The sequence below is a fragment of the Bacillus sp. SIMBA_074 genome (assembly GCF_046534555.1).
Taxonomy (GTDB): Bacteria; Bacillota; Bacilli; order Bacillales; family Bacillaceae_G; genus Bacillus_A; species Bacillus_A mycoides.
This window is the reverse complement of record NZ_JAWRYM010000015.1, coordinates 1-25236: the sequence shown is the minus strand read 5'-3', so window position 1 is coordinate 25236 and position 25236 is coordinate 1. Positions and strand designations below refer to the sequence as shown.

25 protein-coding genes and 1 pseudogene are annotated in these 25236 nt (G+C 35.6%); 20 read left to right on the top strand and 6 right to left on the bottom strand.

The annotated features are described in order from the left end of the window. The first annotated feature begins 10 nt into the window (after window positions 1–10). Both SB773_RS17175 and SB773_RS17170 read left to right on the top strand, forming a co-directional pair. A complete protein-coding gene (locus SB773_RS17175; protein ID WP_002014663.1) occupies window positions 11–832 on the top strand; it encodes an ABC transporter ATP-binding protein in 822 nt (273 codons plus the stop codon). A 16-nt stretch (window positions 833–848) separates the two neighbouring features. Next, a complete protein-coding gene (locus SB773_RS17170) occupies window positions 849–1667 on the top strand; it encodes an alpha/beta hydrolase (RefSeq protein ID WP_044439843.1) in 819 nt (272 codons plus the stop codon). Window positions 1668–1704: 37 nt separating this feature from the next. On the opposite strand, the gene SB773_RS17165 is transcribed toward SB773_RS17170, so the two are convergent. Beyond that, window positions 1705–2394: a class I SAM-dependent methyltransferase gene (locus tag SB773_RS17165; protein ID WP_131246451.1), complete on the bottom strand. Its 690-nt coding sequence runs from the start codon at window positions 2392–2394 to the stop codon at window positions 1705–1707. An 87-nt stretch (window positions 2395–2481) separates the two neighbouring features. Between SB773_RS17165 and SB773_RS17160 the strand changes: the two genes are divergently transcribed. The 6 genes from SB773_RS17160 (at window position 2482) to SB773_RS17135 (ending at window position 8298) form a co-directional block, all read left to right on the top strand. Continuing rightward, window positions 2482–3552, top strand: a complete 1071-nt coding sequence (locus SB773_RS17160; RefSeq protein WP_131246452.1) for a helix-turn-helix transcriptional regulator — start codon at window positions 2482–2484, stop codon at window positions 3550–3552. Window positions 3553–3860: 308 nt separating this feature from the next. Continuing rightward, window positions 3861–4088, top strand: a complete 228-nt coding sequence (locus tag SB773_RS17155; protein WP_002190443.1) for a hypothetical protein — start codon at window positions 3861–3863, stop codon at window positions 4086–4088. A 292-nt stretch (window positions 4089–4380) separates the two neighbouring features. Continuing rightward, window positions 4381–4683: a metal-sensing transcriptional repressor gene (locus tag SB773_RS17150; RefSeq protein ID WP_002014668.1), complete on the top strand. Its 303-nt coding sequence runs from the start codon at window positions 4381–4383 to the stop codon at window positions 4681–4683. 195 nt (window positions 4684–4878) lie between these two features. Then, window positions 4879–5085 (top strand): copper chaperone CopZ, encoded by a 207-nt coding sequence (gene copZ, locus SB773_RS17145; protein ID WP_410591065.1) that lies wholly within the window; start codon window positions 4879–4881, stop codon window positions 5083–5085. 94 nt (window positions 5086–5179) lie between these two features. Then, a complete protein-coding gene (locus SB773_RS17140; protein ID WP_044439834.1) occupies window positions 5180–7600 on the top strand; it encodes a heavy metal translocating P-type ATPase in 2421 nt (806 codons plus the stop codon). A gap of 218 nt (window positions 7601–7818) precedes the next feature. Then, on the top strand, window positions 7819–8298 hold the full coding sequence (locus tag SB773_RS17135; protein WP_044439832.1) for a GNAT family N-acetyltransferase: 480 nt from the start codon (window positions 7819–7821) through the stop codon (window positions 8296–8298). Between the two features lie 19 nt (window positions 8299–8317). Here SB773_RS17135 and SB773_RS17130 read toward each other — a convergent pair whose 3' ends face one another. Both SB773_RS17130 and SB773_RS17125 read right to left on the bottom strand, forming a co-directional pair. Continuing rightward, a complete protein-coding gene (locus SB773_RS17130; protein ID WP_002033657.1) occupies window positions 8318–8590 on the bottom strand; it encodes an HU family DNA-binding protein in 273 nt (90 codons plus the stop codon). Between the two features lie 141 nt (window positions 8591–8731). Further along, a pseudogene (locus SB773_RS17125) lies at window positions 8732–9547 on the bottom strand (formate/nitrite transporter family protein). Window positions 9548–9743: 196 nt separating this feature from the next. Here SB773_RS17125 and SB773_RS17120 point away from each other — a divergent pair. Then, window positions 9744–10637 (top strand): metallophosphoesterase, encoded by an 894-nt coding sequence (locus tag SB773_RS17120; RefSeq protein WP_002087972.1) that lies wholly within the window; start codon window positions 9744–9746, stop codon window positions 10635–10637. 124 nt (window positions 10638–10761) lie between these two features. Continuing rightward, the gene (locus tag SB773_RS17115; protein ID WP_131246455.1) at window positions 10762–11973 is read left to right on the top strand and encodes a M20 metallopeptidase family protein; all 1212 of its coding nucleotides are present in this window, start codon (window positions 10762–10764) and stop codon (window positions 11971–11973) included. Between the two features lie 54 nt (window positions 11974–12027). Here SB773_RS17115 and SB773_RS17110 read toward each other — a convergent pair whose 3' ends face one another. After that, the gene (locus SB773_RS17110) at window positions 12028–13110 is read right to left on the bottom strand and encodes a chitinase (RefSeq protein WP_410591061.1); all 1083 of its coding nucleotides are present in this window, start codon (window positions 13108–13110) and stop codon (window positions 12028–12030) included. Between the two features lie 269 nt (window positions 13111–13379). Here SB773_RS17110 and gabP point away from each other — a divergent pair, with 269 nt between their 5' ends. From gabP to SB773_RS17070, 8 genes are all read left to right on the top strand, one after another. Continuing rightward, window positions 13380–14774: a GABA permease gene (gene gabP, locus SB773_RS17105; protein ID WP_000360102.1), complete on the top strand. Its 1395-nt coding sequence runs from the start codon at window positions 13380–13382 to the stop codon at window positions 14772–14774. A 133-nt stretch (window positions 14775–14907) separates the two neighbouring features. Then, a complete protein-coding gene (locus SB773_RS17100; RefSeq protein ID WP_078175321.1) occupies window positions 14908–15246 on the top strand; it encodes a hypothetical protein in 339 nt (112 codons plus the stop codon). A 316-nt stretch (window positions 15247–15562) separates the two neighbouring features. Continuing rightward, on the top strand, window positions 15563–16105 hold the full coding sequence (locus SB773_RS17095) for a DUF420 domain-containing protein (RefSeq protein ID WP_000228315.1): 543 nt from the start codon (window positions 15563–15565) through the stop codon (window positions 16103–16105). A gap of 116 nt (window positions 16106–16221) precedes the next feature. Beyond that, window positions 16222–17385: an iron-containing alcohol dehydrogenase gene (locus tag SB773_RS17090; protein WP_002142793.1), complete on the top strand. Its 1164-nt coding sequence runs from the start codon at window positions 16222–16224 to the stop codon at window positions 17383–17385. A 158-nt stretch (window positions 17386–17543) separates the two neighbouring features. Continuing rightward, a complete protein-coding gene (locus SB773_RS17085) occupies window positions 17544–18296 on the top strand; it encodes a DeoR/GlpR family DNA-binding transcription regulator (protein ID WP_002128628.1) in 753 nt (250 codons plus the stop codon). Continuing rightward, window positions 18293–19204 (top strand): 1-phosphofructokinase, encoded by a 912-nt coding sequence (gene pfkB, locus SB773_RS17080; protein WP_131246457.1) that lies wholly within the window; start codon window positions 18293–18295, stop codon window positions 19202–19204. The genes SB773_RS17085 and pfkB overlap by 4 nt, the downstream gene beginning before the upstream one ends. A gap of 13 nt (window positions 19205–19217) precedes the next feature. Continuing rightward, window positions 19218–21074 carry a fructose-specific PTS transporter subunit EIIC gene (locus SB773_RS17075; RefSeq protein WP_107886475.1) on the top strand — a complete coding sequence of 619 codons (1857 nt, stop codon included), beginning with the start codon at window positions 19218–19220 and terminating at the stop codon, window positions 21072–21074. 348 nt (window positions 21075–21422) lie between these two features. Further along, entirely contained in the window at window positions 21423–22388 is a 966-nt protein-coding gene (locus SB773_RS17070) for a 3D domain-containing protein (RefSeq protein WP_002014694.1), read from the top strand. Window positions 22389–22450: 62 nt separating this feature from the next. Here SB773_RS17070 and SB773_RS17065 read toward each other — a convergent pair whose 3' ends face one another. Beyond that, window positions 22451–22696, bottom strand: a complete 246-nt coding sequence (locus SB773_RS17065; RefSeq protein ID WP_002014695.1) for a hypothetical protein — start codon at window positions 22694–22696, stop codon at window positions 22451–22453. 181 nt (window positions 22697–22877) lie between these two features. Between SB773_RS17065 and miaA the strand changes: the two genes are divergently transcribed. Beyond that, on the top strand, window positions 22878–23831 hold the full coding sequence (miaA, locus tag SB773_RS17060; RefSeq protein WP_002014696.1) for a tRNA (adenosine(37)-N6)-dimethylallyltransferase MiaA: 954 nt from the start codon (window positions 22878–22880) through the stop codon (window positions 23829–23831). 21 nt (window positions 23832–23852) lie between these two features. Beyond that, window positions 23853–24077 carry an RNA chaperone Hfq gene (gene hfq / locus SB773_RS17055; protein ID WP_000813896.1) on the top strand — a complete coding sequence of 75 codons (225 nt, stop codon included), beginning with the start codon at window positions 23853–23855 and terminating at the stop codon, window positions 24075–24077. A 79-nt stretch (window positions 24078–24156) separates the two neighbouring features. Here the strand turns inward: hfq and SB773_RS17050 are convergent. Continuing rightward, a partial coding sequence (locus tag SB773_RS17050) for a Gly-Xaa-Xaa repeat protein (RefSeq protein ID WP_410591055.1) occupies window positions 24157–25236 on the bottom strand: 1080 nt, incomplete at its 5' end.

Genomic DNA, 25236 nt, shown 5'->3' with positions numbered 1-25236 from the left:
AGGAATAAAAGTGAGTATTTTAAGTGCAAAAAATTTAGAAACGAGTTATGAAAAGCTTACAGTGTTTCGCGATTTAAATGTGGAAATACAAGAAGGAAAAGTAACGACAATTATAGGACCAAACGGGTGTGGGAAATCGACATTGTTAAAAACAATGGGAAGAATTTTAAAGCAAAAGAGCGGTAAAGTATATTTGCAAGGACAGGATTTAAATACAATTCCAACGAAAGAAATTGCGAAGCAGTTAGCTTTACTTCCGCAAACTCCAATTGCACCAGGAGAGCTTAAAGTAGAAGAGTTAATTTCTTATGGACGCTATCCACATCGAAATAACGTAAATAAGTTAACTTCAAAAGATAAAGAAATGATTGATTGGGCATTAGAAATAACGAAAACTTCTGAATTTCGAACGAGACAAATTGCAAATTTATCAGGTGGTCAACGACAGAAGGTATGGCTAGCGATGGCTTTAGCACAAGAGACAGAAGTGTTGCTATTAGATGAGCCAACTACATATCTTGATATGTCTCATCAATTAGATGTATTACAAATTGTGGAGAAGTTAAATAAAGAACATAATTGTACGGTCGTTATGGTATTACATGATATTAACCATGCAGCAAGGTTTTCAGATGAAATTATTGCAATGAAGGAAGGGGAAATCGTTACAACTGGTAGCCCAGAAGAAATAATTACAAATGAAGTGTTAAAAGAAGTATTTCATATTGATGCACGTGTCATGATTGATCCGTATAATGGGTCTCCTGTTTGTTTCGGTTACGATAGCGTTGTATCTCAAGAAGAGAAAGTAGAAATATATGTAACGAGTTAAGAAGGGGGGATATAAGATGAATACTACTATTGAAAAACAGCAGGTTATTACATTTAATACAGAACAGTGGAAAATGTATTCAAAATTAGAAGGTAAAGAATATCAAATTCATATTTCAAAGCCGAGGCAGCCAGCACCAGAGTCAGGATATCCTGTTATATACGTATTAGATGGCAATGCCTTTTTTCAAACATTCCATGAAGCGGTTAAAATACAATCAGTTAGAGCAGAGAAAACAGGTGTTTCACCAGCCATTATAGTAGGTATTGGTTATCGTATTGAAGGGGCATTTTCAGGTGAAGAAAGATGTTATGATTTTACGCCTAGCGTAATTTCAAAAGATGCGCCTTTAAAACCGGATGGCAAACCGTGGCCTAAAACAGGAGGAGCACATAACTTCTTTACTTTTATAGAAGAAGAACTGAAGCCTCAAATCGAAAATGATTTTGAGATTGATAAAGGAAAACAAACGTTATTTGGGCATTCGCTAGGTGGTTTATTTGCTTTACATATACTATTTACAAACGTAAATGCCTTTCAAAATTATTTTATAAGTAGTCCATCTATTTGGTGGAATAACCAATCTGTGCTTGAAAAAGAAGAGAACCTTATAGGTGAATTAAATAGTGCCAAGTTTGAAACGGGAGTGTTCCTTACAGTTGGGGCACTAGAACGAGAGCATATGGTTGTAGGGGCAAACGAATTGTCAGAGCGCCTTCTCCAAGTAAAACACGATCAGTTTAGATTTACGTTTTATGAAGCTGAAGGGGAAAATCATGCGTCAGTTGTGCCGACTTCTTTAAGTAAAGGGTTAAGGTTTATTAGTCACCTATAGAAGAGGGAAAAGGTAAGCAATTGCTTACCTTTTTTCATTATTGTTTAAAGGCAACGTATCCATCAATTAAAAAGCTACTGAAAAAGCGAGTGATGTGAATAAAGCCACATTCCTTCATGATAGTTAGTAGATTTGTTTCGGAAATAGGAAATATTTCTGTTTCAAAAGAATTTTCAAATCGGTTCCAATTTTCTAATGGAATTTGATTTTGCATCATGTGGTTGCGCCAAGCATTCAATTGTGCAGAAAACATACTTGTATGGGGTACACCATTTATTGTAGAGAGAAAGAATGGAGCACCAGGTTTTAAGCGACTACTAATTTCATTAAGAAGCTCTTTTTTCTCCTTAATAGTTGGGATGAAATGAAGAACAAGCATACAAGTAGCAGCGTCAAATAATGGATTGGTTAATAATGAATGGACAGTTCCATGTACAAAGTGAATTTGATTTTGTATGCCTTCGCTTTCAATTCTTTTTTTAGCTAGCTGTAGCATGCTTTCAGATGGATCAACACCTGTAAAAGATAAGTTGCTATTTTGTTTGCCTATTGAGAGAATTTCTTGTCCACCACCAGCACCTATAACTAGTAAATTTGGATTCATATTTTCTTTAGGGAGTGTAGTAAACAAGAAATAATTCATCATTTCATATAGGTTGTAGTAGCCTGGGATTTTACATGGAATTCTTTGTTCATATGAATTTACGGTAGTATCATTCCAATTCATTTTTAACCTCCTAAGTATGTGTATTATAGGTTTATTATGGAATGAAATTATGAAGGGAAACAATCCCGTAAATCTGGGGGGAAGAGGATGTATGAAAAAATAACGAAAGAAATTACAATGGTAGCGAATCGTATAAGTTCTATAAGGACATTTCAAGAGTCATTTCTCCACTTAATACGTAAAGTCATTGATTTTGACGCCGCTTGTTTTACAGCTATAGACCCAATTTCTTTTTTATCTACTGGGGCATTTACGGATGAAAGTGTTGAAAAGATTCATCCACAATTGTTTATGAATGAATTTCTAGAAGATGATTTTAATAAATTTAAATATTTATCAGAACACTATCCTCATGTTGCTTCTCTTAGTATGGTGACAAATGGTGAACAAAAGAAAAGCTCTAGATACCGAAATATTTTAAAACCAGCAAGTTTTGGAGATGAATTAAGGGGCGTTTGTATGAGTAAGGGGAACTGTTTTGGGCATCTTAGTTTATTTCGAGGGAGTACAAGTCCCGCTTTTCATATAGATGATTGTAAGTATTTGGCAACGATAGTCCCGATTGCTGGAGAGGCTTTAAAAAAGGCATTTCCTAAACCTTTTTCAGAAGAGAAGGTAATAGGGACAGGCACGATTATATTAAGTGAGGATTTTAATTTATTATATTGGAATCAAGATGGCAGCGATTGGCTCTCAAATCTTAGAAAGTATGAACAGTTAAATATAAAAGAAATACCAAGGCCAATACGTGCGGTTTGTTCGAAAGTAAAGGCTAACGAATATAATGTAGGTTGTATGAATAGAGAAGAAAAAGTTTGTATACCTTTAGCCTATGGACATTTTTTAATCATTCGGGCCAGTAAGTTAGAACGTACAAGTAGTTTTCAGGGTGGTTATGTTGTTCTATTCGAAAGAGCAAGACCGGAAGAAATCTTTCCGCTTATTACGGAAGTGTATAGTTTTACAACACGTGAGAAGCAAGTAATACGTAAAATTCTTACAGGTATGTCGACAAAGGAATTAGCCCATGAACTTTGTATATCTATATACACGGTACAAGATCATTTAAAATCCATTTTTGAAAAGACTGGGGTAAGTAGTAGAAATGAACTCGTGTGGGAAGTTTTTTCAAGATTTTGTTTTGATGTCGATGAATAAAAATAAAATAACTCTACAAAAATCACATGAAGTACGGTGGATGAGTTGTAGAATAGGGCTGAAAAAAGGTTATGGATGAAACATTCCATAACCTTTTTTTATAAGTAGAATTGTCCTTTTTGAAAGTTTTGTTTCAACTTTTCGTCTAAATAGACAAAAAGTTGTCACAATTCGGTCACAATTAGCATAAACATAAAATAGACGAAATGAACTTATTTCCAAAAAGGCTTGATTCATTCCATTCATGATTAATAGAGCTGAAAAAGCATGGATTAAAAGTTCACTATATTCTCAAGGAGGTAGATCGTATGAAAACTATTCTTGCTATCGCTGGGCTTATTTGGGTTTTATCACATGGTATTCCAATTTATGAAGGAGAACAAATTCGCAGTGCTCTGAATAAAAATTTTAATGACTATCATATCATTGATCGGCAAGATAATGTTGTGACAGTTCGTGTAAATGACTGTTTTCATACGGTAACCGTTGAAGGAACTTCAGTAGTGAATGATACAAAAGTATGTGATCAGCAATAATTATATATAGGAAGAAAAAAGTCTCAATTTACACGTGTGAAAATTGAGACTTTTATATTTGTGGATGAATAATAAGCGGGGATGGACAATCCCTGCTTATTATTGTTTTTTTGAAAAAAAGAAAGGGTATCATATTAATTGAGACTGAGAAGCTAATGATGTGTTAAGAATAATCATAAAGCGAAAATATACTCATATGGGGTATCTTACATAGATATTTGATGATATAATTGGTATACTCATAAAAGCAATTGTTTTATTGGATGAAGAGAAACTTTAAGAAGGTGATAATATGGATCATAAGGACCATGAATCAGTAACACATAGATCAGAAAAAGAAAAAGAACAAATTATAAATAGATTAAAGAGAATTGAAGGCCAAGTCCGTGGTATTCAAAATATGATTGAAAATGATCGTTATTGCGTGGATATTTTAGTTCAAATTTCTGCGATTAATGCAGCGATGAAAAAAGTAGGAATGGGTGTCTTAAAAAATCATACGAGTCATTGTGTTTCAGGAGCTATTAAAAATGGTAATGGTGACGAAGCAATTGAAGAATTAATGACAGTATTTGAACGTTTTTCAAAAGCATAAAAGCCAAGCTAGTATTTGACTAGCTTGGCTTTTGTTTATATAGGAGAAGATATATAAATTCATAATTGGAGCAAAAAAATAAAGATTTTAGAAAAAAATAAAAATCATGATACAAAACCATTGATTACCTTAGGGGGGTATGGTAAGATGTAGTTGTGATTAATAAACAATGAATAAACAAGAGGAGGATTTTAAATGGAACAGTTAACATTAAAAGTTGAGGGTATGTCTTGTGGGCATTGTGCAAATTCTATTGAAAGTAATGTGAAAGAACTAAACGGCGTTGAACAAGTAAAAGTTCAATTAGCAGAAGGAACTGTTGAAGTTACTATCGACTCATCAGTTGTAACGTTAAAAGATATCGTTGCTGTAATTGAAGATCAAGGCTATGAAATTCAATAATAATTTTTAATATAGAAATAAATCGTACTTTATATGGAGTACGATTTATTTTGCTAAAAATTATACCTTATAAGGGTATATAGAGGTGAGAGACATGAATGAAAAAAAAGAGGCCAATCTCCAAATATCAGGCATGACATGTGCAGCCTGTGCAAATAGAATTGAAAAAGGCCTGAAAAAAGTAGAAGGTGTTCATGATGCAAATGTAAATTTTGCACTTGAAAAAACAAAAATAATGTATGATCCCCATAAAACAAATCCACAACAATTTAAGGAAAAAGTTGAGTCGCTAGGATATGGAATTGTAAGTGATAAAGCTGAGTTTACTGTTTCAGGGATGACATGCGCAGCATGTGCGAATAGAGTAGAAAAGCGTTTAAATAAGTTAGAAGGTGTGAACGGAGCGACAGTAAATTTCGCTTTGGAATCAGCTACAGTAGATTTTAATCCTGATGAAATTAATGTAAATGAAATGAAGAGTGCAATCACGAAATTAGGATATAAATTGGAAGTGAAATCAGATGAGCAAGATGGATCAACTGATCATCGTTTACAAGAAATTGAACGACAAAAGAAGAAATTTATTATTTCGTTTATTTTATCATTCCCGTTACTGTGGGCAATGGTAAGTCATTTCTCATTTACATCATTTATTTATTTACCTGATGTGCTTATGAACCCTTGGGTGCAGCTAGCTCTTGCAACTCCGGTTCAGTTTATCATTGGAGGCCAGTTTTATATTGGTGCTTATAAAGCGCTACGCAATAAAAGTGCAAACATGGATGTTCTTGTGGCACTTGGAACGTCCGCAGCTTATTTCTATAGTGTTTATTTAAGTATTAGGTCGATTGGTTCTTCAGAACATATGACAGATTTATATTTTGAAACGAGTGCGGTACTTATTACTTTAATTATTTTAGGTAAATTATTTGAGGCGAGAGCAAAAGGGCGTTCATCAGAAGCTATTAAAAAGTTGATGGGACTACAAGCGAAAACTGCCACAGTTGTGCGAGATGGAACAGAGATGAAAATTTTAATCGAAGAAGTGGTAGCTGGTGATATCGTTTATGTAAAGCCTGGTGAAAAAATACCAGTAGATGGAGAAATTGTAGAAGGAAAATCAGCGATAGATGAATCGATGTTAACAGGCGAGAGTATTCCAGTTGATAAAACAATTGGGGATGTAGTAATTGGCTCTACAATGAATAAAAATGGATTTTTAAAAGTTAAAGCAACTAAGGTAGGAAGAGATACTGCATTAGCTCAAATTATTAAAGTAGTAGAAGAGGCTCAAGGTTCAAAAGCTCCTATTCAAAGGGTAGCTGATCAAATTTCTGGTATTTTCGTACCAGTTGTAGTTGTAATTGCTATTATCACATTTGCAGTGTGGATGCTATTTGTTACACCTGGTGATTTTGGCGGAGCACTTGAGAAAATGATAGCAGTACTTGTTATCGCTTGTCCGTGTGCATTAGGTCTTGCGACACCTACATCTATTATGGCTGGATCAGGAAGATCGGCTGAGTATGGCATTTTATTTAAAGGCGGGGAGCATTTAGAAGCAACCCACCGATTAGATACAGTTATTCTAGATAAAACAGGTACTGTGACAAATGGGAAGCCGGTGTTAACAGATGTAATTGTAGCAGATGGATTCCATGAAGAAGAAATACTACGTTTAGTAGGTGCGGCAGAAAAAAATTCTGAACACCCACTTGCAGAAGCGATTGTAGAAGGAATTAAAGAAAAGAAAATTGTTATCCCAAGTTCAGAAACATTTGAAGCGATTCCGGGATTCGGCATCGAATCAGTTGTAGAAGGGAAACAATTATTAATTGGTACACGTCGATTAATGAAGAAATTCGATATTGATATTGAAGAAGTTTCTAAATCGATGGAAGCGCTAGAACGAGAAGGAAAAACAGCAATGCTTATTGCGATTAATAAAGAATATGCTGGTATAGTGGCTGTTGCGGATACTGTAAAAGATACTTCAAAAGCAGCTATCGCAAGACTTAAGAAAATGGGTCTAGACGTTGTTATGATTACAGGAGATAATACACAAACTGCTCAGGCAATCGCTAAGCAAGTTGGTATTGATCACGTAATTGCAGAAGTATTACCAGAAGGAAAAGCAGAAGAAGTGAAAAAACTGCAAGCGCAAGGTAAGAAAGTAGCAATGGTTGGAGATGGAATAAATGATGCTCCTGCACTGGCTACGGCGGATATCGGTATGGCAATTGGAACCGGAACGGATGTAGCGATGGAAGCGGCAGATATTACGTTAATCCGTGGTGATTTAAATAGTATTGCTGATGCAATTTTTATGAGTAAAATGACGATTAGAAATATTAAGCAAAATCTATTCTGGGCGTTAGCTTATAACGGCCTAGGAATTCCAATTGCGGCGCTCGGTTTCTTAGCACCTTGGGTTGCAGGTGCAGCAATGGCATTTAGCTCTGTATCAGTCGTATTAAATGCATTAAGATTACAAAGAGTTAAATTGAAATCTTAAACACTTTCAGCTATAAAGCGAATTTAATATGCTTTTTTACAATAAACAATACTTTGTATAAGTATTGTTTATTGTTCGTTTAGAAGGAAAAGTCGATATAATATAGAAAGAGCAGAAGTAGAATCATATATAGTGGAAGAAACTGCTTCGAAAATAAACACGAAATAATTATCCGGATAACCGAAATAAAAGAGTTAGTTTGATAAGGAGTTTTACATATGTTTAAAGATATTAAAATTAGAACATTCCAGAAGGAGGATTTAGAGCAAGTATTACAATTGTTCTATGAAACGGTTCATACGGTGAATGCAAAAGATTATAACGAGTTACAGCTACAGGCGTGGGCCCCAGAGCGACTAGATAGAGAGAGATGGCTACAGTCTTTAGAAAAGAATATTTGTTACGTTGCTGATTATAAAGGTGTGATAGTGGGATTTGGGGATTATAATGATGATCATTACGTAGATCGCTTATTTACGCATAAAGATTATCAAGGAAAAAGGATAGCATCATACATACTACAGAAGTTAGAAAAAGAAGCAGTGAACTTGCAGCATAGGGATATATATACAGAGGCGAGTATTACAGCAAAACCTTTCTTTGAAAGCAAAGGTTTTATTTGCATAAAGGAACAAAATAAGCAGCGTAATGGTCAGATTTTTATTAATTATGTCATGAAAAAAATAGCCTTCTCATAAATGAGAAGGCTATTTTTCATTATTTTACAGCTTCTTTTAGTTCTTTACCAGCTTTAAAAGCAGGTACTTTAGAAGCTGCGATTTGCATTTCTTCACCCGTTTGTGGGTTACGGCCTGTACGAGCAGCTCTTTCACGAACTTCGAATGTACCGAATCCGATAAGTTGTACTTTTTCGCCAGCAGCTAAAGAGTTAGTGATTGATTCTACTACAGTTTGTAAAACTACAGTAGCTTCTTTTTGAGAAATCTCAGCGTTTTGTGCTACGTTTTTAATTAATTCTGTCTTATTCATGTTTTTCACCTCATATGTAAATAATGCTATTTAAGTTGTTATTATAACGTATAAAACATTCGAGAACAAGTGTACGTACATATATTCGCAAAAAAAATGAAATTTGTAATATTTTTTAGGACCAATTTATAGACATTCAATTTAAGCGGATACAGATTTTTTCTTTAATGCAGTTTGCTCTTTATTGGAAGGTAGTTTCTTATTATAAGATATGAAATAAGGTAATGCTACAAATAACATACCCCCTACTAAGTTTCCGAAGAAAACAAAAATGAAGTTTGGAAAATATTCAACCCAAGTTAAATGACCAGAAAAAATTGCAGCTGGGATGACAAACATATTGGCTACAACGTGTTGAAATCCAATCGCAACAAAAGTCATAACAGGGAACCAAATACCGACAATCTTTCCGATAAATTCTTTACTTCCCATACTGAGCCAAACAGCTAAACAAACGAGCCAATTACACCCGATTGCAGAAATGAAGGCTTGCAGTGGTGTATCTTGTAGTTTAGCTTGTGCAATAGTAACTGTTTTTGCTAAAAAAGCTCCCTCCGTTAAGCCGACGATATGACCAAAAAAATAAGCGACGAATATAGCACCTATGAAGTTGCTAAACGTAACAATAACTAAATTTCGTATGAAGTGAAATAAGTCGATTTTTTTGTGAAGCCATGCCATTGAAACGGTCATCATGTTGCCAGTTACTAATTCACCGCCTGCAAGGATAACGAGTATAAGACCGATAGGGAATACGGCAGCACCTAAAAAGCTAGTAAATGATCCTCAAGATTTTGGCATTGTTCTGATAACATGGATATCAAGTAAATATCCTAATGCTATGAAAGCACCACCAAAAAAACCGAGAATTAGCATAGGGAGCAATGATAAATGAGCTTTTTTTCTTCCAGAATTAGCAGCAAGTTCCGTAATTTCTTCTGGTGTAAATACAGACATGAATAACCTCTCCTTAATAGAATGATGGAATGAATAGAAGAAACATTTTAAAGAATCTATGTATGATAAAAATATGATATGATTTCTGTATAAATTTGTCAAAGTGAGTGGGGCTGAAATTGGATATAACGAACATTGTTCATGTTGTCACATTAATGTAACAATAAGGATTTAAAGTGATTTTAGAGGTGAAAACATGAATACGCATCATGTAAAAAAAGAACGAAAAAAATCAATCGTAAAGATATTTATTATTAGTTTCATAAGTATATTAATGATACCAGTAAGTTTGTATTTCTATGCGACTGAAATAGAAAGAAGACTAGTAACAGTTACGTGGAATGAAATAGAAGCTCCTACAATTCCTAAAGAGTTTAATAATAAAAAAATATTGCAGTTCTCAGATTTACATTTAGGACCAGATTTTACATTGAAACAACTAGAAAATTTGGTGGAGAAGATGAATGAATTACATCCAGATATAGTAGTTTTTACAGGAGATTTAATAGATAAGTTTGGATCCTATAGTGCGGAAAGAGAAGAAGCAAAGGTTATTTTGCAGAAAATTAAAGCTCCCCTAGGAAAATATGCTGTGTTTGGGAATCATGATAGAGGTGGGGGCGGTAGTTTATTTTACAAAAAGTATATGGAGGAAGCTGGTTTTTCTGTGTTAGTAAATGAAGTGCAGAAAATTAAAGGGGAAAACGGCAAGTATATTACAATATCAGGTTTGGATGATTTTTTATTAGGGAAGCCACAAATAGACTCGACTTTAAAAAACTTAAGACAACAAGATTTCAATATGCTATTAATACATGAGCCGGATGTTGTAGATAAAGTATCTCGTTATCCAGTCGATTTTCAAATGTCAGGACATAGTCACGGAGGACAAGTTCAAATTCCTTTTGTAGGTCCTTTAATTACTACAAAACTAGCTGAGAGTCATGTTGAAGGTATGTATGAATTAGAAGGGAAGAGTAAGCTGTTACATTTATACGTAAATCGTGGTATTGGGACAACCCGAATGCCTGTTAGATTTTTGAGTGTACCGGAACTTTCACTATTTGTATTGAAGCAAAGTAGTGACTGAAGTAGAACGTTTAATATTTTGAAGAATTAAGAGTACTTTTAAAGAAAGTTCTCTTTTTTTATTGATTAAATACAGAATATTATGTATTTTTTATTTAAACTGTTAAAAAGAAAGGGGAATTTCTATGATAGAAACATGGCATAAAGAATTGGAAAGTTTATATAATCAAATGGTTTCGTGGCGAAGAGATTTTCATCAATACCCAGAGCTATCGTTTCAAGAAATAGAAACACCGAAAAAAATAGCTGAAATTTTAAAAAGTTTTCATATTGATGTGAAAACAGATGTCGGGGGAAGAGGGGTAATCGGCGTAATTGAAGGTGGAATACCTGGGAAGACGATGGCGCTACGTGCTGATTTTGATGCACTACCTATTCAAGATGAAAAGAAAGTTTCATATAAATCAAAGGTTCCTGGTGTAATGCACGCTTGTGGCCATGATGGACATACAGCAACACTTTTAGGAGTTGCAAAAATATTAAGTGATAACAGAGACCAACTTTCAGGAAAAATAGTCCTTATTCATCAACATGCAGAAGAGAAAGAGCCTGGCGGAGCAATTGCCATGATTGAGGATGGTTGTTTAGAAGGAGTAGATGTTGTTTTTGGTACACATTTATCTTCTCAGATGCCTTTAGGAATTGTTGGAACGAAAGCTGGAGCAATGATGGCGGCAGCTGATACTTTTGAAGTGAAGATTCAAGGGCGAGGTGGTCACGGCGGTATGCCACATCATACTGTAGATGCTATTATCGTTGCAACACAAGTTATTAATCAGTTGCAACTTTTAGTGAGTAGAAAAGTCGATCCACTTCAATCAGCAGTTTTAACAGTTGGTACATTCCATGCCGGGCAAGCCGATAATATTATTGCGGATACTGCTACGTTTACAGGAACCATTCGAACGTTAGATCCTGAAGTGAGAGAATATATGGAGAAGGAATTTAGACGAGTTGTTGAGGGGATTTGTCAGTCCCTTCATGCTGAAGTTAATATTCAATATAAACGAGGCTATCCAATATTAATAAATCATGTAGCTGAAACACGTCATTTTATGACGGTTGCGGAACACGATTTTGGCAAAGAAAGGGTCATGGAAGTACCACCTATTATGGGCGGAGAAGATTTTGCATATTACTTAGAACATGTTCCAGGAGCATTTTTCTTCACAGGTGCCGGTAATGAAGAAATAGGGGCAACATATCCACACCATCATCCTCAATTCGATTTTGATGAACGTGCGATGTTGGTTTGTGGGAAGTTGCTTTTAAGTCTTGTGAATAGTTATTCAAGAGATGGAAAAGAATTTCTTCATCATGTAGAAGTGAAAAAGTAATTTACATAAATAAAAAACAACAATAGGTCATATAAAACCTATTGTTGTTTTTTATTATTTTTGCAAGGAAAGACTATCAAAATATGTTCTATAGTTATTAGAGAATTCAAAGTTGTTTTTTGCATCCCAATTAATAGACCAAGACATTAGGCCACGGAATGCAGGATAGCCACTCTGATTTGAAAGTTTATACTTTCCTCCGAAAGGAATTCCTTTAATGATATAATCTAAAGCTTTTTTCATTTCAGTTGGAGAAATATATCCGCCACTTGGAGCGGCCGCTGGTGCTGCAGGAAGTCCAATCATGACTTGATCCGAACGAAGAGGCGGGAAAATGTTATTTGCATTACCACCTACAGGAAAACCATGTAAGAGCATATCTGCCATAGCGACTTCGTAGTCTGCAGTACCTTGATTGTAGTTATTACCGTCCATTCCAATCCCGCTACCAGCGTTGTAGTGTTGAACGTGAATGTATGTTAGTTTGTCTTTCACTCCGTAAATAATCGGTAAATATGCACCCCAGATGCTTCCATATGCGCTATAGCCGCCTTGAACATAAGCTGTTTCAGGAGCCATGCTTAATAGGAAATCTGGACCGTAATGGTCTGAAATCGTTCGAATTGCTGAGATAAGATTCACGATTTGAGGAGTTGTTGGGTTTTTAAAATTAGTGTCATTACCGTTTAAGTAAATACCTGATTCAAGGTCAATATCTATTCCATCAAAACCGTATTTATCGATTAGAGATTGTATGGAATTAATAAAACGTTGTTTAGCAGCATTGTCAGGAAGTAAAACGACCCCATTTTGTCCACCTATTGAAAGAACTACTTTTTTTCCTTTACTTTTTAAATAGGAAATATCAGATTTGAATTCTGCATCTGTACCATACACAGGGGAAAATTCAACAGTGGAACGATCACCACCAGTTTCACCGAAAGATACATTTATTACATCCCATTTTGGTGAAACATCTTTTAATTTAATAATGCCAGTACCGTTATCAAAGTTATGCCAATATCCAACGAGTAATTTTGACCCTAAATTGTTTGCTGCTTGTGCTTGAAAGGGAGCTAGCGATAGCAGTAAGAAAATTACTAAAGTACAACAAATGAATTTAAACTTGTTTAACATATCAACACTCCTATACAAAAGTTGTCTAGATGTATAATCTTGTTTATTTAATGATATCTGAAAATTCATTCTTTTGTAAGGTGACTATAATTTTCTCAACAATTGTGTATGGGAAATTATTAAACCTAATGAAATAATTTTTGAAGGAGGTAGAATTACGATTGTTAAATTCAGAATATTTTGATATATTTTAAAGTATAGGATAAGATTTTTCACATAATACTCTTACATAAATTTCAAAATTAAGTTTGGAAGGGGATGTACAAGAGTTGGATAAAAATCTTAAGAAAGACCTCAAAATACGCCACATTACAATGATTTCCATTGGTGGCGTAATAGGAGCTGGTTTGTTTGTTGGAAGTGGTGCGGTTGTGCATTCAGCAGGTCCAGGTTCTATCGTTTCATATGCATTAGCAGGACTTCTAGTTATTTTCGTTATGAGAATGCTAGGAGAAATGGCAGCTATTAATCCGACAAGTGGTTCATTTGCAACATATGCAAGAGAGGCAATTGGTCCATGGGCAGGTTATACAATTGGGTGGCTATATTGGTTTTTCTGGGTAATTGTTATTGCAATAGAAGCTACAGCAGGTGCTGGTATTATTCAATACTGGATTCCAGAAATCCCACTCTGGTTATTAAGCTTAATATTAACGATTTTATTAACGTTGACGAATGTTTTCTCGGTGAAATCATTTGGAGAATTTGAATATTGGTTTTCATTTATTAAAGTAATAAGTATTGTTTTGTTCCTTTGTCTTGGACTAGCTGTTATTTTAGGATTTGTACCAGGAACGGAAGCACCTGGCACTTCGAATTTGGTAGGTCAAGGAGGATTTATGCCAAATGGTATCAGTTCGGTGTTACTTGGAATCACCGTCGTTATATTTTCATTTATGGGATCTGAGATTGTTGCAGTGGCCGCTGGAGAGTCTGCCGAACCTGTAAAGGCAGTCAAAACAGCAACAAATAGTGTAATTTGGCGTATTCTCGTATTTTTCATTGGATCGATCGCTGTAGTTGTTACACTCCTTCCGTGGAATTCGGCGAACATACTAAAAAGCCCATTTGTGGCGGTACTGGAACATATAGGGATACCAGCGGCAGCGCAAATTATGAATTTTATCGTTTTAACAGCTGTACTTTCTTGTTTAAATTCGGGTTTATATACGAACTCAAGAATGCTTTTTTCAATGGCAGAAAGAGGAGATGCGCCAAAGGCATTTTTGAAATTGAATAGTAGTGGTGTTCCAGTTCGGGCGGTTTTATTTGGAACTTTCTTTGCTTACATTGGAGTTGTTTTTAGTTACATATCTCCAGATAAAGTATTTTTATTTTTAGTGAATGCATCTGGCGGGATTGCATTACTCGTTTATCTCGTTATAGCAGTTTCACATTTCAAGATACGTAAAAAAATGGGGAAAGCGGAACAACAAAATTTGAAAGTGAAAATGTGGCTTTTTCCATATGTAACATATGTTACAATTGCTGCGATTATAGCAGTTTTAGTTGCCATGCTCGCAATTGAATCTTTACGTTCACAAGCGCTTTTAACAATGCTTGTTACTGTTCTTATAATAATTTCTTATTTTATTTTTAATAGAAATAAAAATAGTACATTGTTGAATCCTAAAAGTAAGAATGAGGAATCTGTTCGATTCTAATTTCTTGTTTTAGAAGAGAGTTACACCCAATCATTGCTATAAAAGAATCATATATAATCATAGAAACAAGTAATTACTATTGTCATAGTGAATATAAACTTTTTTCTTGACTTTTTATATGAAGGCGAGCAAAATGGTAAAAAAGGAAGGGGGGATGACGATGGAAGAGTACGTATTAGAGCTGTATAACTTTTTATATACGACAGAATGGCAAGATATTGTTTCATTTCTAGGAATAATGTTTTGTATGAAAATTGTAATTGTATATATGGAAGAGCAAGGTATGTTCTATTCCTTCTCATCTCCGTTCGATGTGCAGCGCGAGCCGTTGCCAAACTATGCCAAGGTAAATTACGAACAATTTCCTTTTGTGATTTTCTTTATGATTCGATTTATAACAGCAATTGTAAAGAAAAAGGAAAGTGACGATGAAGAGTGCCACTCAACTTGTAATATAGCGACTGCTTTTTAAGCTAAATACAAGGAGGAGATTTATATGTGGTTTCGATTTCTTATGATTGGTTTCTTTTCATTAACAGCAATTTCATTAATGGGATATCAAGTGTCTGAAATATATCAAGCGTATAGCAGTACGTTTTTTAACAAAAACTAATCGCATTGCTATTTGAATAATAAAGCGAAAAAATCCTTCTTAAGAAGTATTGTTAAGAAGGATTTTTTCTTTGCCCTGTCTTACTGTGTCAAACTATTGTCACATTTACACCGTGAATAATATGTTAAAATAGTGAGGTTAATTATACATATTTGAAAGAAGAGGAGTGACCAATTTGGTGGATCAATCAACGAATCAGAAAAGCTATGCTCCTATTGTGATAACGCTTTCTGTAATTGTAAATGCGATTATTTTGTTTTTGTTCTTTGGACCTGTTGGCTATGAAGGGGAAGTACATTTTGATGTAACTATCTTACCAATGTTAAACGCAATTTTTAATAGTTTTACGTTTGTATTTTTATTAGCAGCTTTATTCTCTATTATTAAAAAGAATGTAAAGATGCACCGTGGTTTTATTCTTGCAGCGTTTACAACGACTTTATTATTTTGTGTGTCATATTTATCGTACCATTACTTGGCACCGGCAACACATTTCGGTGGAGAAGGATTCATTAAATATGTGTATTTCATCATTTTAATTACACATATTATCCTTGCGGCGATTATTGTACCCCTTGCATTGTTCGCACTTGTATTTGGTTTTACGAATCAATTAACACGTCACCGTAAAATTGTACGTTGGACGATGCCGATTTGGTTATATGTAAGCTTATCTGGGGTTATTGTTTACTTAATGATCTCACCTTATTATCAATAAAAAATCTCAGCCTAAAGGCTGGGATTTTTTTGTTAAGCAAATTTGTTTGTGAAATTAAAAAAGTGTGGTATACAAAAGTATAGTTGCTTTTCATATGGAAGGGATGGTAAAGGTATATGCAAAATTTTGTATTTCGTAATCCAACAAAACTTATTTTTGGTAAAGGACAATTAGAGCAGTTAAAAACTGAAATTCCACAGTTCGGTAAAAAGGTCCTTCTCGTATATGGAGGGGGCAGTATTAAAAGAAACGGTATTTATGATAATGTAATTTCTATTTTAAAGGATATAAATGCGGAAGTGTTTGAGTTGACAGGTGTTGAACCGAATCCTCGTTTATCAACAGTAAAGAAAGGGATTCAAATTTGTAAAGACAATGGAGTCGAATTTATTTTAGCGGTTGGCGGAGGAAGTGTAATCGACTGTACGAAGGCGATTGCTGCTGGTAGTAAATATGATGGAGATGTATGGGATATTGTAACGAAAAAATCATTTGCTAGCGAGGCGTTACCGTTCGGTACTGTACTCACTCTTGCGGCAACAGGTTCTGAAATGAATGCAGGATCTGTAATTACAAACTGGGAAACGAATGAAAAGTACGGCTGGGGCAGTCCAGTTACATTCCCTCAGTTTTCAATTTTAGATCCACTACATACTTCGTCTGTGCCGAGAGATCAAACGATTTATGGTATGGTCGATATTATGTCGCACGTATTAGAGCAATATTTCCATCACGGCATGAATACAGAATTACAAGATCGTTATTGTGAATCTGTTTTAAGAACAGTAATTGAAACAGCTCCTAAGCTTTTAAGTGATCTAGAAAATTATGAGCATAGGGAAACAATTTTATATTGCGGTACTATGGCGTTAAACGGCATTTTAGCGATGGGAGTAAAAGGAGATTGGGCAACTCATAATATTGAGCATGCAGTTTCTGCTGTTCATGACATACCGCATGGGGGCGGACTCGCGATTCTATTCCCAAATTGGATGAAGCATGTTATAGATGAAAATGTGAGTCGCTTTAAACAGTTCGCTATTCGTGTATTCGATGTAGAAACAGATGGGAAGACAGATAAAGAGGTTGCATTAGAGGGAATTGAGGCGTTACGTCAATTTTGGACTTCAATTGAAGCTCCAGTAACATTAGCTGATTACGCTATTAGAGAAAGTGAAATTGACTTAATGGCGGATAAAGCGATGGCTTATGGTGAATTCGGTAACTTTAAAAAATTAAATAAAGACGATGTTTTAAGTATATATAAAGCTTCTTTATAAGTGAATCGAAAAAAGAAACCCATTTGATATAACAATCAAATGGGTTTCTTTTTTGTTGTCTATAACTGTTTGTGACTGGTTTTGGTTATTTGTGAATGTTTATGGTTGATTTTTGTGATCGTTTTCATTATACTGTAATCAAAGAAGAGGTGAAGAAAATGTTAACTCCTGAACGTCATCAAATGATATTGCAACTTGTAAAAGAACAAAAAGTTGTTAAATTGCAGCAATTAGTTGAAAGAACAGAAAGCTCTGAATCGACAATTCGTCGTGATTTAGCACAATTAGAAAAACAAAGGTTATTAAAAAGAGTTCATGGTGGTGCCTCTGTTTTAACAGGAAAAGGACAGGAGCCAACGATGATTGAAAAATCATCCAAAAACATTCAAATAAAACAACAAATTGCCAAGTATGCGGCTAGTATTGTTGAACAAGGGGATTGCGTTTATTTAGATGCAGGAAGTACAACATTTGAAATGATTCCATTTTTAATAAATAAAGATGTTACTGTCGTTACGAATGGACTTATGCATATTGAAGCTTTAGTTGAAAATAATATTCGTGCATATTTACTAGGCGGGATGATGAAAAGTAGGACGAAAGCTTTAATTGGTGCTATGGCACAGGAAAGCATGCAAAAGTACCGTTTTGATAAATGTTTCTTAGGAGCAAATGGTGTACATGAACAGCTTGGTTTTACAACTCCAGATCCAGAAGAGGCACTTTTAAAACAAATGGCATTAACATTTGCGAACGAAGGATATTTCTTAATTGATGAAAGTAAGTTCTCAGAAGTTGCATTTGCGAAAATTGCCAATGTTGAAGAAGCGAATATTATTACAAACCATTTAGAAATTGATTTAGAAAAATATAAAAGACAAACCAATGTAATTGAGGCTGATAAACAATGATCTATACAGTTACTTTAAACCCATCTATTGATTATGTAGTACAAGTTAATTCCTTCGATTTAGGCGCAGTAAATCGAGCAGAGAAAGATATGAAATTTCCTGGAGGGAAAGGCATTAACGTTTCTCGTGTTCTTCATCGTTTAGGTGTTGAAAATGTAGCGCTTGGATTTACTGGTGGATTTACCGGTCGATTTATTAAAGATGTATTACAGGCGGAAGGTGTAACAACAAACTTCGTCCAAGTAGACGGTGATTCCCGAATTAATGTGAAAATAAAAGGGCAAGAAGAGACAGAATTAAATGGGCAAGGTCCTAATGTGACAAATGAACAATTTGAACAATTAATGAAACAAATCGAAAGTATGAGGCAGGGAGATTGTGTTGTACTAGCTGGAAGTGTACCGGCGTCTATCTCAACTACTTTTTATGAATCAATCGCAGCGCTCGGAGCTGAGAAAGGTATTCGCGTAGTAGTCGATGCAAGTGGAAGTGCGCTGCAACATGTAACTAAAAATAAGCCATTTTTAATAAAGCCAAATCATCATGAACTTGGTGAGTTATTCGGAGTGGAGCTTTCAACAGTAGAAGACATTTTACCGTATGGAAGAAAATTAATCGAACAAGGTGTAGAGTACGTCATCGTATCAATGGCAGGAGATGGAGCTTTATTATTTACGGCAGAAGGTATATATGAAGCAACTGTTCCAAAAGGTGTTGTTATTAATTCGGTTGGGGCAGGAGATTCTCTCGTTGCTGGATTTGTAGGTAAATATGAACAGACAAAAGATATTGAAAAAGCATTTCAATATGGTGTTGCAACAGGAAGTGCAACAGCATTTTCGGCGGATTTATGTACAAAGGAAAAAGTAGAAGAATTATTGTCGCAAGTAATTGTAGCTAAGCGATAGGGGGAAGCAACATATGAAAATTACAGAACTATTAAAAAGGGATACAGTCATTATGAATTTGACAGCTTCAAATAAAGAAGCTGTCATAGATGAATTAGTTGAGAAATTAAATGGTGCTAATCGTTTAAATAGTAAAGCTGAATTTAAAGAAGCTATTCTAAAGCGAGAGTCACAAAGTACAACTGGAATTGGTGAAGGTATTGCTATACCTCATGCGAAGACGAATGCCGTTAAACAACCATCGATTTGTTTTGGTAGAAGTGTAAGCGGTATCAACTATGAGTCGCTTGATGGACAGCCTGCACATCTGTTTTTTATGATTGCTGCAAGTGAAGGGGCGAATAATACTCATTTAGAAACGTTGTCTCGTCTATCTACATTATTAATGGATGAAGGTTTTCGTAAACAATTATTAGAAGCAAAGGATGAAGAGGAGCTTCTTCGTTTATTTGATGAAAAAGAGAGTGAAAAAGAAGAAGAAGTTGAAGTAGTAAAGCCAGAAGGGAATGAACCATACGTATTAGCTGTTACAGCTTGTCCAACTGGTATCGCTCACACATATATGGCTGCGGATAGTTTAAAAGCAAAAGCGGCAGAGTTAGGGATTGCGATTAAAGTTGAAACGAATGGATCAACAGGTGTAAAGAACGGTTTAACGAAAGAGGATATTGAACGCGCAACAGCGATTATCGTTGCGGCAGATAAACAAGTAGAAATGAATCGTTTTGCTGGGAAGTATGTCATTCAAGTGCCAGTAGCTGATGGTATTAGAAAAACTGAAGTCCTTCTTAATAGAGCTGTAAAACAAGATGCGCCAATCTTTAAAGGTGTCAAAGAGAATGGGAAGGCAGAAAATATAGAGAAAGAAAAAGGGCTAGGAATTTATAAGCATTTAATGAGCGGTGTAAGTAATATGCTTCCGTTCGTTGTTGGTGGCGGAATTTTAATTGCATTAGCATTTATGTTCGGTGGAATTAAGGCGGAAGGTCCTATTGCTGAAATATTAATGAATATTGGCGGTGGAGAAAAAGGAGCCTTTTTATTCCTTGTACCTATTTTAGCTGGATTTATTGCAAGTTCTATTGCTGATCGTCCTGGTTTTATGCCTGGTGTTGTAGGTGGGTTTTTAGCAGCACAAGCGAATGCGGGATTTTTAGGTGGATTAATTGCTGGTTTCTTAGCTGGATATGTTGTTTTAGGATTGAAAAGATTATTTTCAGGATTACCAGTACAGTTAGAAGGAATTAAACCTGTTTTGTTATATCCAGTCTTTGGATTGTTGATTACAGGAGTTGTTATGCAAAAAGTAGTAAATCCGCCTGTAGTAGCATTAAATGAAATGTTAACAGGATGGTTAAATGGTTTGAGTGGCACGAATGCTATATTATTAGGACTTATTTTAGGCGGTATGATGGCAATTGATATGGGCGGTCCAATTAATAAAGCTGCATTTACATTTGGTATTGCTGCAATAGAAGCACAGAATTTTGGAGTGCACTCAGCAGTTATGGCTGGTGGTATGGTACCGCCACTTGCGATTGCATTCGCAACCACATTCTTTAAAACAAAATTTACAGAAGCAGAACGTAAATCTGGTTTAACAAATTATATTATGGGAGCATCGTTTATTACAGAAGGTGCGATTCCATTTGCAGCTGCCGATCCGGTTCGAGTAATAGTAAGTTGTGTTGTTGGTTCAAGTATCGCAGGTGCCTTATCTATGTTATTCCAAATTACATTGCCGGCACCGCATGGTGGATTGTTTGTTATCGCATTAGTGAATAAACCGTTGCTATACATTTTCTCTATATTAATTGGGACGATTGTTTCAGCTATTATGATAGGTGTTTGGAAGAAGAAAGTTAAATAAAAGATAAAAAGGGACAGCTAATAGGAGTTGTTCCTTTTTCGTTACAAAAAGTGATTTAATAATTGGATTATGATGGATTTTGGTAAAAGATGTAATAAAAAGTGATTTTTTTGTAACAAAAAAGTAATACTGTAATTTTTTCTGGAAAAAAATTCTTATACTAATTTGTGAGAAATATATGAAAACTATTGCTAATTTTGGTAGAAATACAATTCTTTAATATGGAAATTTATGTTACAAATCATTAATCGTTTATTACGAATGCTTTGTAATTGTGTGATTTTCGAAATTCTACAAAAAACTGTTGCTATAATGAGAACACGAAAACAAAGCAAATGGAGGCTATTCATGAAAAAATTATTAGGTATAGCAACAGCAGCAGTTTTTGGTCTTGGGATTTTTGCAGGTTCTGCTAAAGCGGAAACGATTGTAACAACAGATGTATTAAACGTTAGAGAAAACCCAACTGTAGAATCAAAACTTGTAGGTAAAATGTTAAGTGGAAATAAATTAGATGTTATAAATACAGAAAACGGATGGTCCAAAATTAAATTAGATGGTAAAGAAGCTTTTGTAAGTGCTGAGTTTACGAAAAGTTCTTATTATGTAACAGCAAACGTATTAAACATTCGTGCTGGAGCGAATACTGATTCAGAAATTCTTGGCACGCTTAAAAAAGATGACTTGATTGAAACGACAAATCAAGTACAAAACGAATGGTTACAATTCGAATATGGCGGGAAAGCGGCGTATGTTCACATACCATTTTTAACAGGTACAGCACCTGTTATTGAAAGAAAAGAAGTTCCAGCTCAAGATGAAGCGCCAACTAAGGTGAAAACGGCGGTTAAAAATGATACATCAGTTAAGGAGAAAGCGCCGGCTAAAAATGATACGGCAGTTAATGGAAAAGAATCAGTTAAAAGTGGAGCATCAAGTAAACCAGTAGCGCAAGCGAAGCCGGCAACTAAGCCAGTGGCAAAATCTACTGAAACAAGTGAACCTGCTGGTCGTGAAATAACGGTAGAAGCGACAGCTTACACAGCTCACCCGAGTGAAAATGGCACATATGGTGGTCGTGTGTTAACTGCGATGGGGCATGATTTAACAGCGAATCCAAATATGAAAGTCATTGCTGTTGATCCGAAAGTAATTCCTCTCGGATCAAAAGTGTGGGTGGAAGGATATGGAGAAGCAATTGCTGGAGATACTGGTGGCGCGATTAAAGGAAACCGTATTGATGTTTTAGTTGGTTCAGATAGCACTGCTGATAGTTGGGGTCGTAAATCCGTTAAAGTGAAAGTTATAAAATAATTTATTAAAATAAAAAACGGCTGCTTGAAAATGTCTAAGCGGCCGCTTTTTTTATATAAGAATTATTGAAAAGGGTAAATTGTTTTACCTGTAATAATTTTATACGCGGTGCAAAATTGAGTTTGCATATACTCTGTATTTTTATTTTCTGGATGTAACGTTGTTTCTTGAAGAGTAGAATGAAAGGAACGTAGTAAACAATTTAGTGCGAAGTATAATTCTTCTTGTGAACAATTTTGTTCTTTTGTAGCAGTAGCTAAAATAAGGTCTTTTATTAATAATGGAAAATCGATAGTCGCTTGTTTCATAGTCATTGCACCCTCTCCGAGCTATTTTTTATCATGTATATGCAGAATTGGACAAGCTATGCTCTTTTTTTTGTGTAATTGCATGTACTGGATTCAAAGAACTTGCAATCATGCCGTTAAAATTGGTAAGATTGGGTATAATCAATAGATGGAGTATATTACATAAAGAGAGTTGAATGATATGGGAGAAGTGCAACGTGAAAAAGTTGCGGTCATCATTGGGCCAACTGCTGTCGGAAAGACGAAATTAAGTATCGATCTTGCAAAAGCGTTGAATGGTGAGATTATTAGTGGTGATTCCATGCAAATTTATCGTACGATGGATATCGGGACTGCAAAGGTGACGATAGATGAGATGGACGGAATTCCGCATTATATGATTGATATAAAAGATCCGGAAGATTCATTTTCTGTGGCGGAATTTCAAGAACGTGTCCGTAAGTGCATTCGAGAAATTACAGAGCGCGGGAAATTACCAATTATTGTTGGTGGAACCGGTCTCTATATACAATCTGTTCTATTCGATTACCAGTTTACAGATGAGGCTGGGGACGCTACATACCGAGAACAGATGGAAAAGTTAGCATTAGAACACGGTGTGGAATATGTACATAAAAAGTTGCAAGAAGTAGATCCAGAAAGTGCGGAGCGTATTCATGCCAATAATGTAAGGCGTGTTATTCGGGCGTTAGAAATTTTTCACACGACGGGTGAAAAAATGAGTAACCAGCTCGAAAAACAAGAAAATGAGTTACTGTACGATGTTTCATTAATTGGCTTGACAATGGATCGAGAAATGCTATACGATCGCATTAACTTACGTGTTAACCTAATGATTGAACAAGGTTTATTAGAAGAAGTAAAAGGTTTACATGAAAGAGGAGTGCGAGATTGTCAATCTATTCAAGCGATTGGTTATAAAGAGATATATGATTATTTTGAGAATCGTGTATCTTTAGAAGAAGCGGTATCACAATTAAAGACGAATTCACGCCGTTATGCAAAACGTCAATTAACGTGGTTCCGTAATAAGATGGATGTCGCGTGGTTCGATGTTACTGATGGTGAAAAAACGTCAGAAATTTTACGATACATAGAAGGAAAGCTACAACTAAAGTCGAATAATAGTAAGTAGAGAAAAAGAGGAGGATTCGACATGAAGCAATCAATCAATATTCAAGATCAGTTTTTAAATCAACTCCGTAAAGAGAATACGTTCGTTACGCTGTACTTATTAAATGGTTTCCAGCTTCGTGGATTAATTAAAGGATTTGATAACTTTACAGTCCTGCTGGAAACAGAAGGTAAGCAACAGCTTATTTATAAACATGCAATTTCTACATTTGTACCACAAAAAAATGTTTCAATTGAATTAGAGTAGTAATGAATTATTGTACATAATAAAAAAGAGCGAGTTTCTCGCTCTTTTTTTATTTGCCATAAACAATAAATAGTGAAATTTAAGCGATTCTAAATACAGTAAGACGAATGTTAGTGTTTCCTGTTGCAGGGATCGTAATCTCGTTAAGAGTAGATTGGACAGAAATGTTTGCTCCAGCAGCTAATGTTTCGATTGTAGTAAATGAAAGTGAGTCGCCTATTAGATTTGAAGAGAAGTTGTCAGTAGCAACTGCTCCATTAATTGAAATTCCTACTCCAAGTGGAGCGCATCCTGGCGCAGTTGTAGAAATAGATACGCTAATTACATAAATACCAGCGTTAATAACAGTAACTGTATTTGTGCCGTTAAAGATAATATTGTTTACGTTAATTGCAGTACTAAAAATAAAGTTGTTAAATTGGAGTACTGTTTGTTGGATGTTGTTTGTTACAACGATTGTTGCTACTGGGAAGCTAGGCCCAGTAGGTCCGGTAACTCCTATACCAGTAGCACCCGTTGGTCCTTGAACACCTTGAGGTCCGGTAGCACCCGTGTTACCTTGAGCACCTTGAGGTCCGGTAGCACCCGTGTTACCTTGAGCACCTTGAGGTCCGGTAGCGCCCGTGTTACCTTGAGCGCCTTGAGGTCCGGTAGCACCCGTGTTACCTTGAGCACCTTGAGGTCCGATAGCGCCCGTGTTACCTTGAGCGCCTTGAGGTCCGGTAGCACCCGTGTTACCTTGAGCACCTTGAGGTCCGGTAGCACCCGTGTTACCTTGAACACCTTGAGGTCCAGTAGCACCCGTGTTACCTTGAGCACCTTGAGGTCCGGTAGCACCTGTGTTACCTTGAAGACCTTGAGGTCCAGTAGGTCCAGGAGGCCCACCAGAAGGTCCAGTAGGTCCGGTAACTCCTATACCAGTAGCACCTGTGTTACCTTGAAGACCTTGAGGTCCGGTAGCACCCGTGTTACCTTGCGTACCTTGAGGTCCAGTGGAACCAGTAGCACCCGTGTTACCTTGAATACCTTGAGGTCCAGTGGCACCTGTATTACCTTGGATACCTTGAGGTCCAGTGGCACCCGTGTTACCTTGAACGCCTTGAGGTCCAGTAGCACCTGTGTTACCTTGCGCACCTTGAGGTCCAGTGGAACCAGTAGC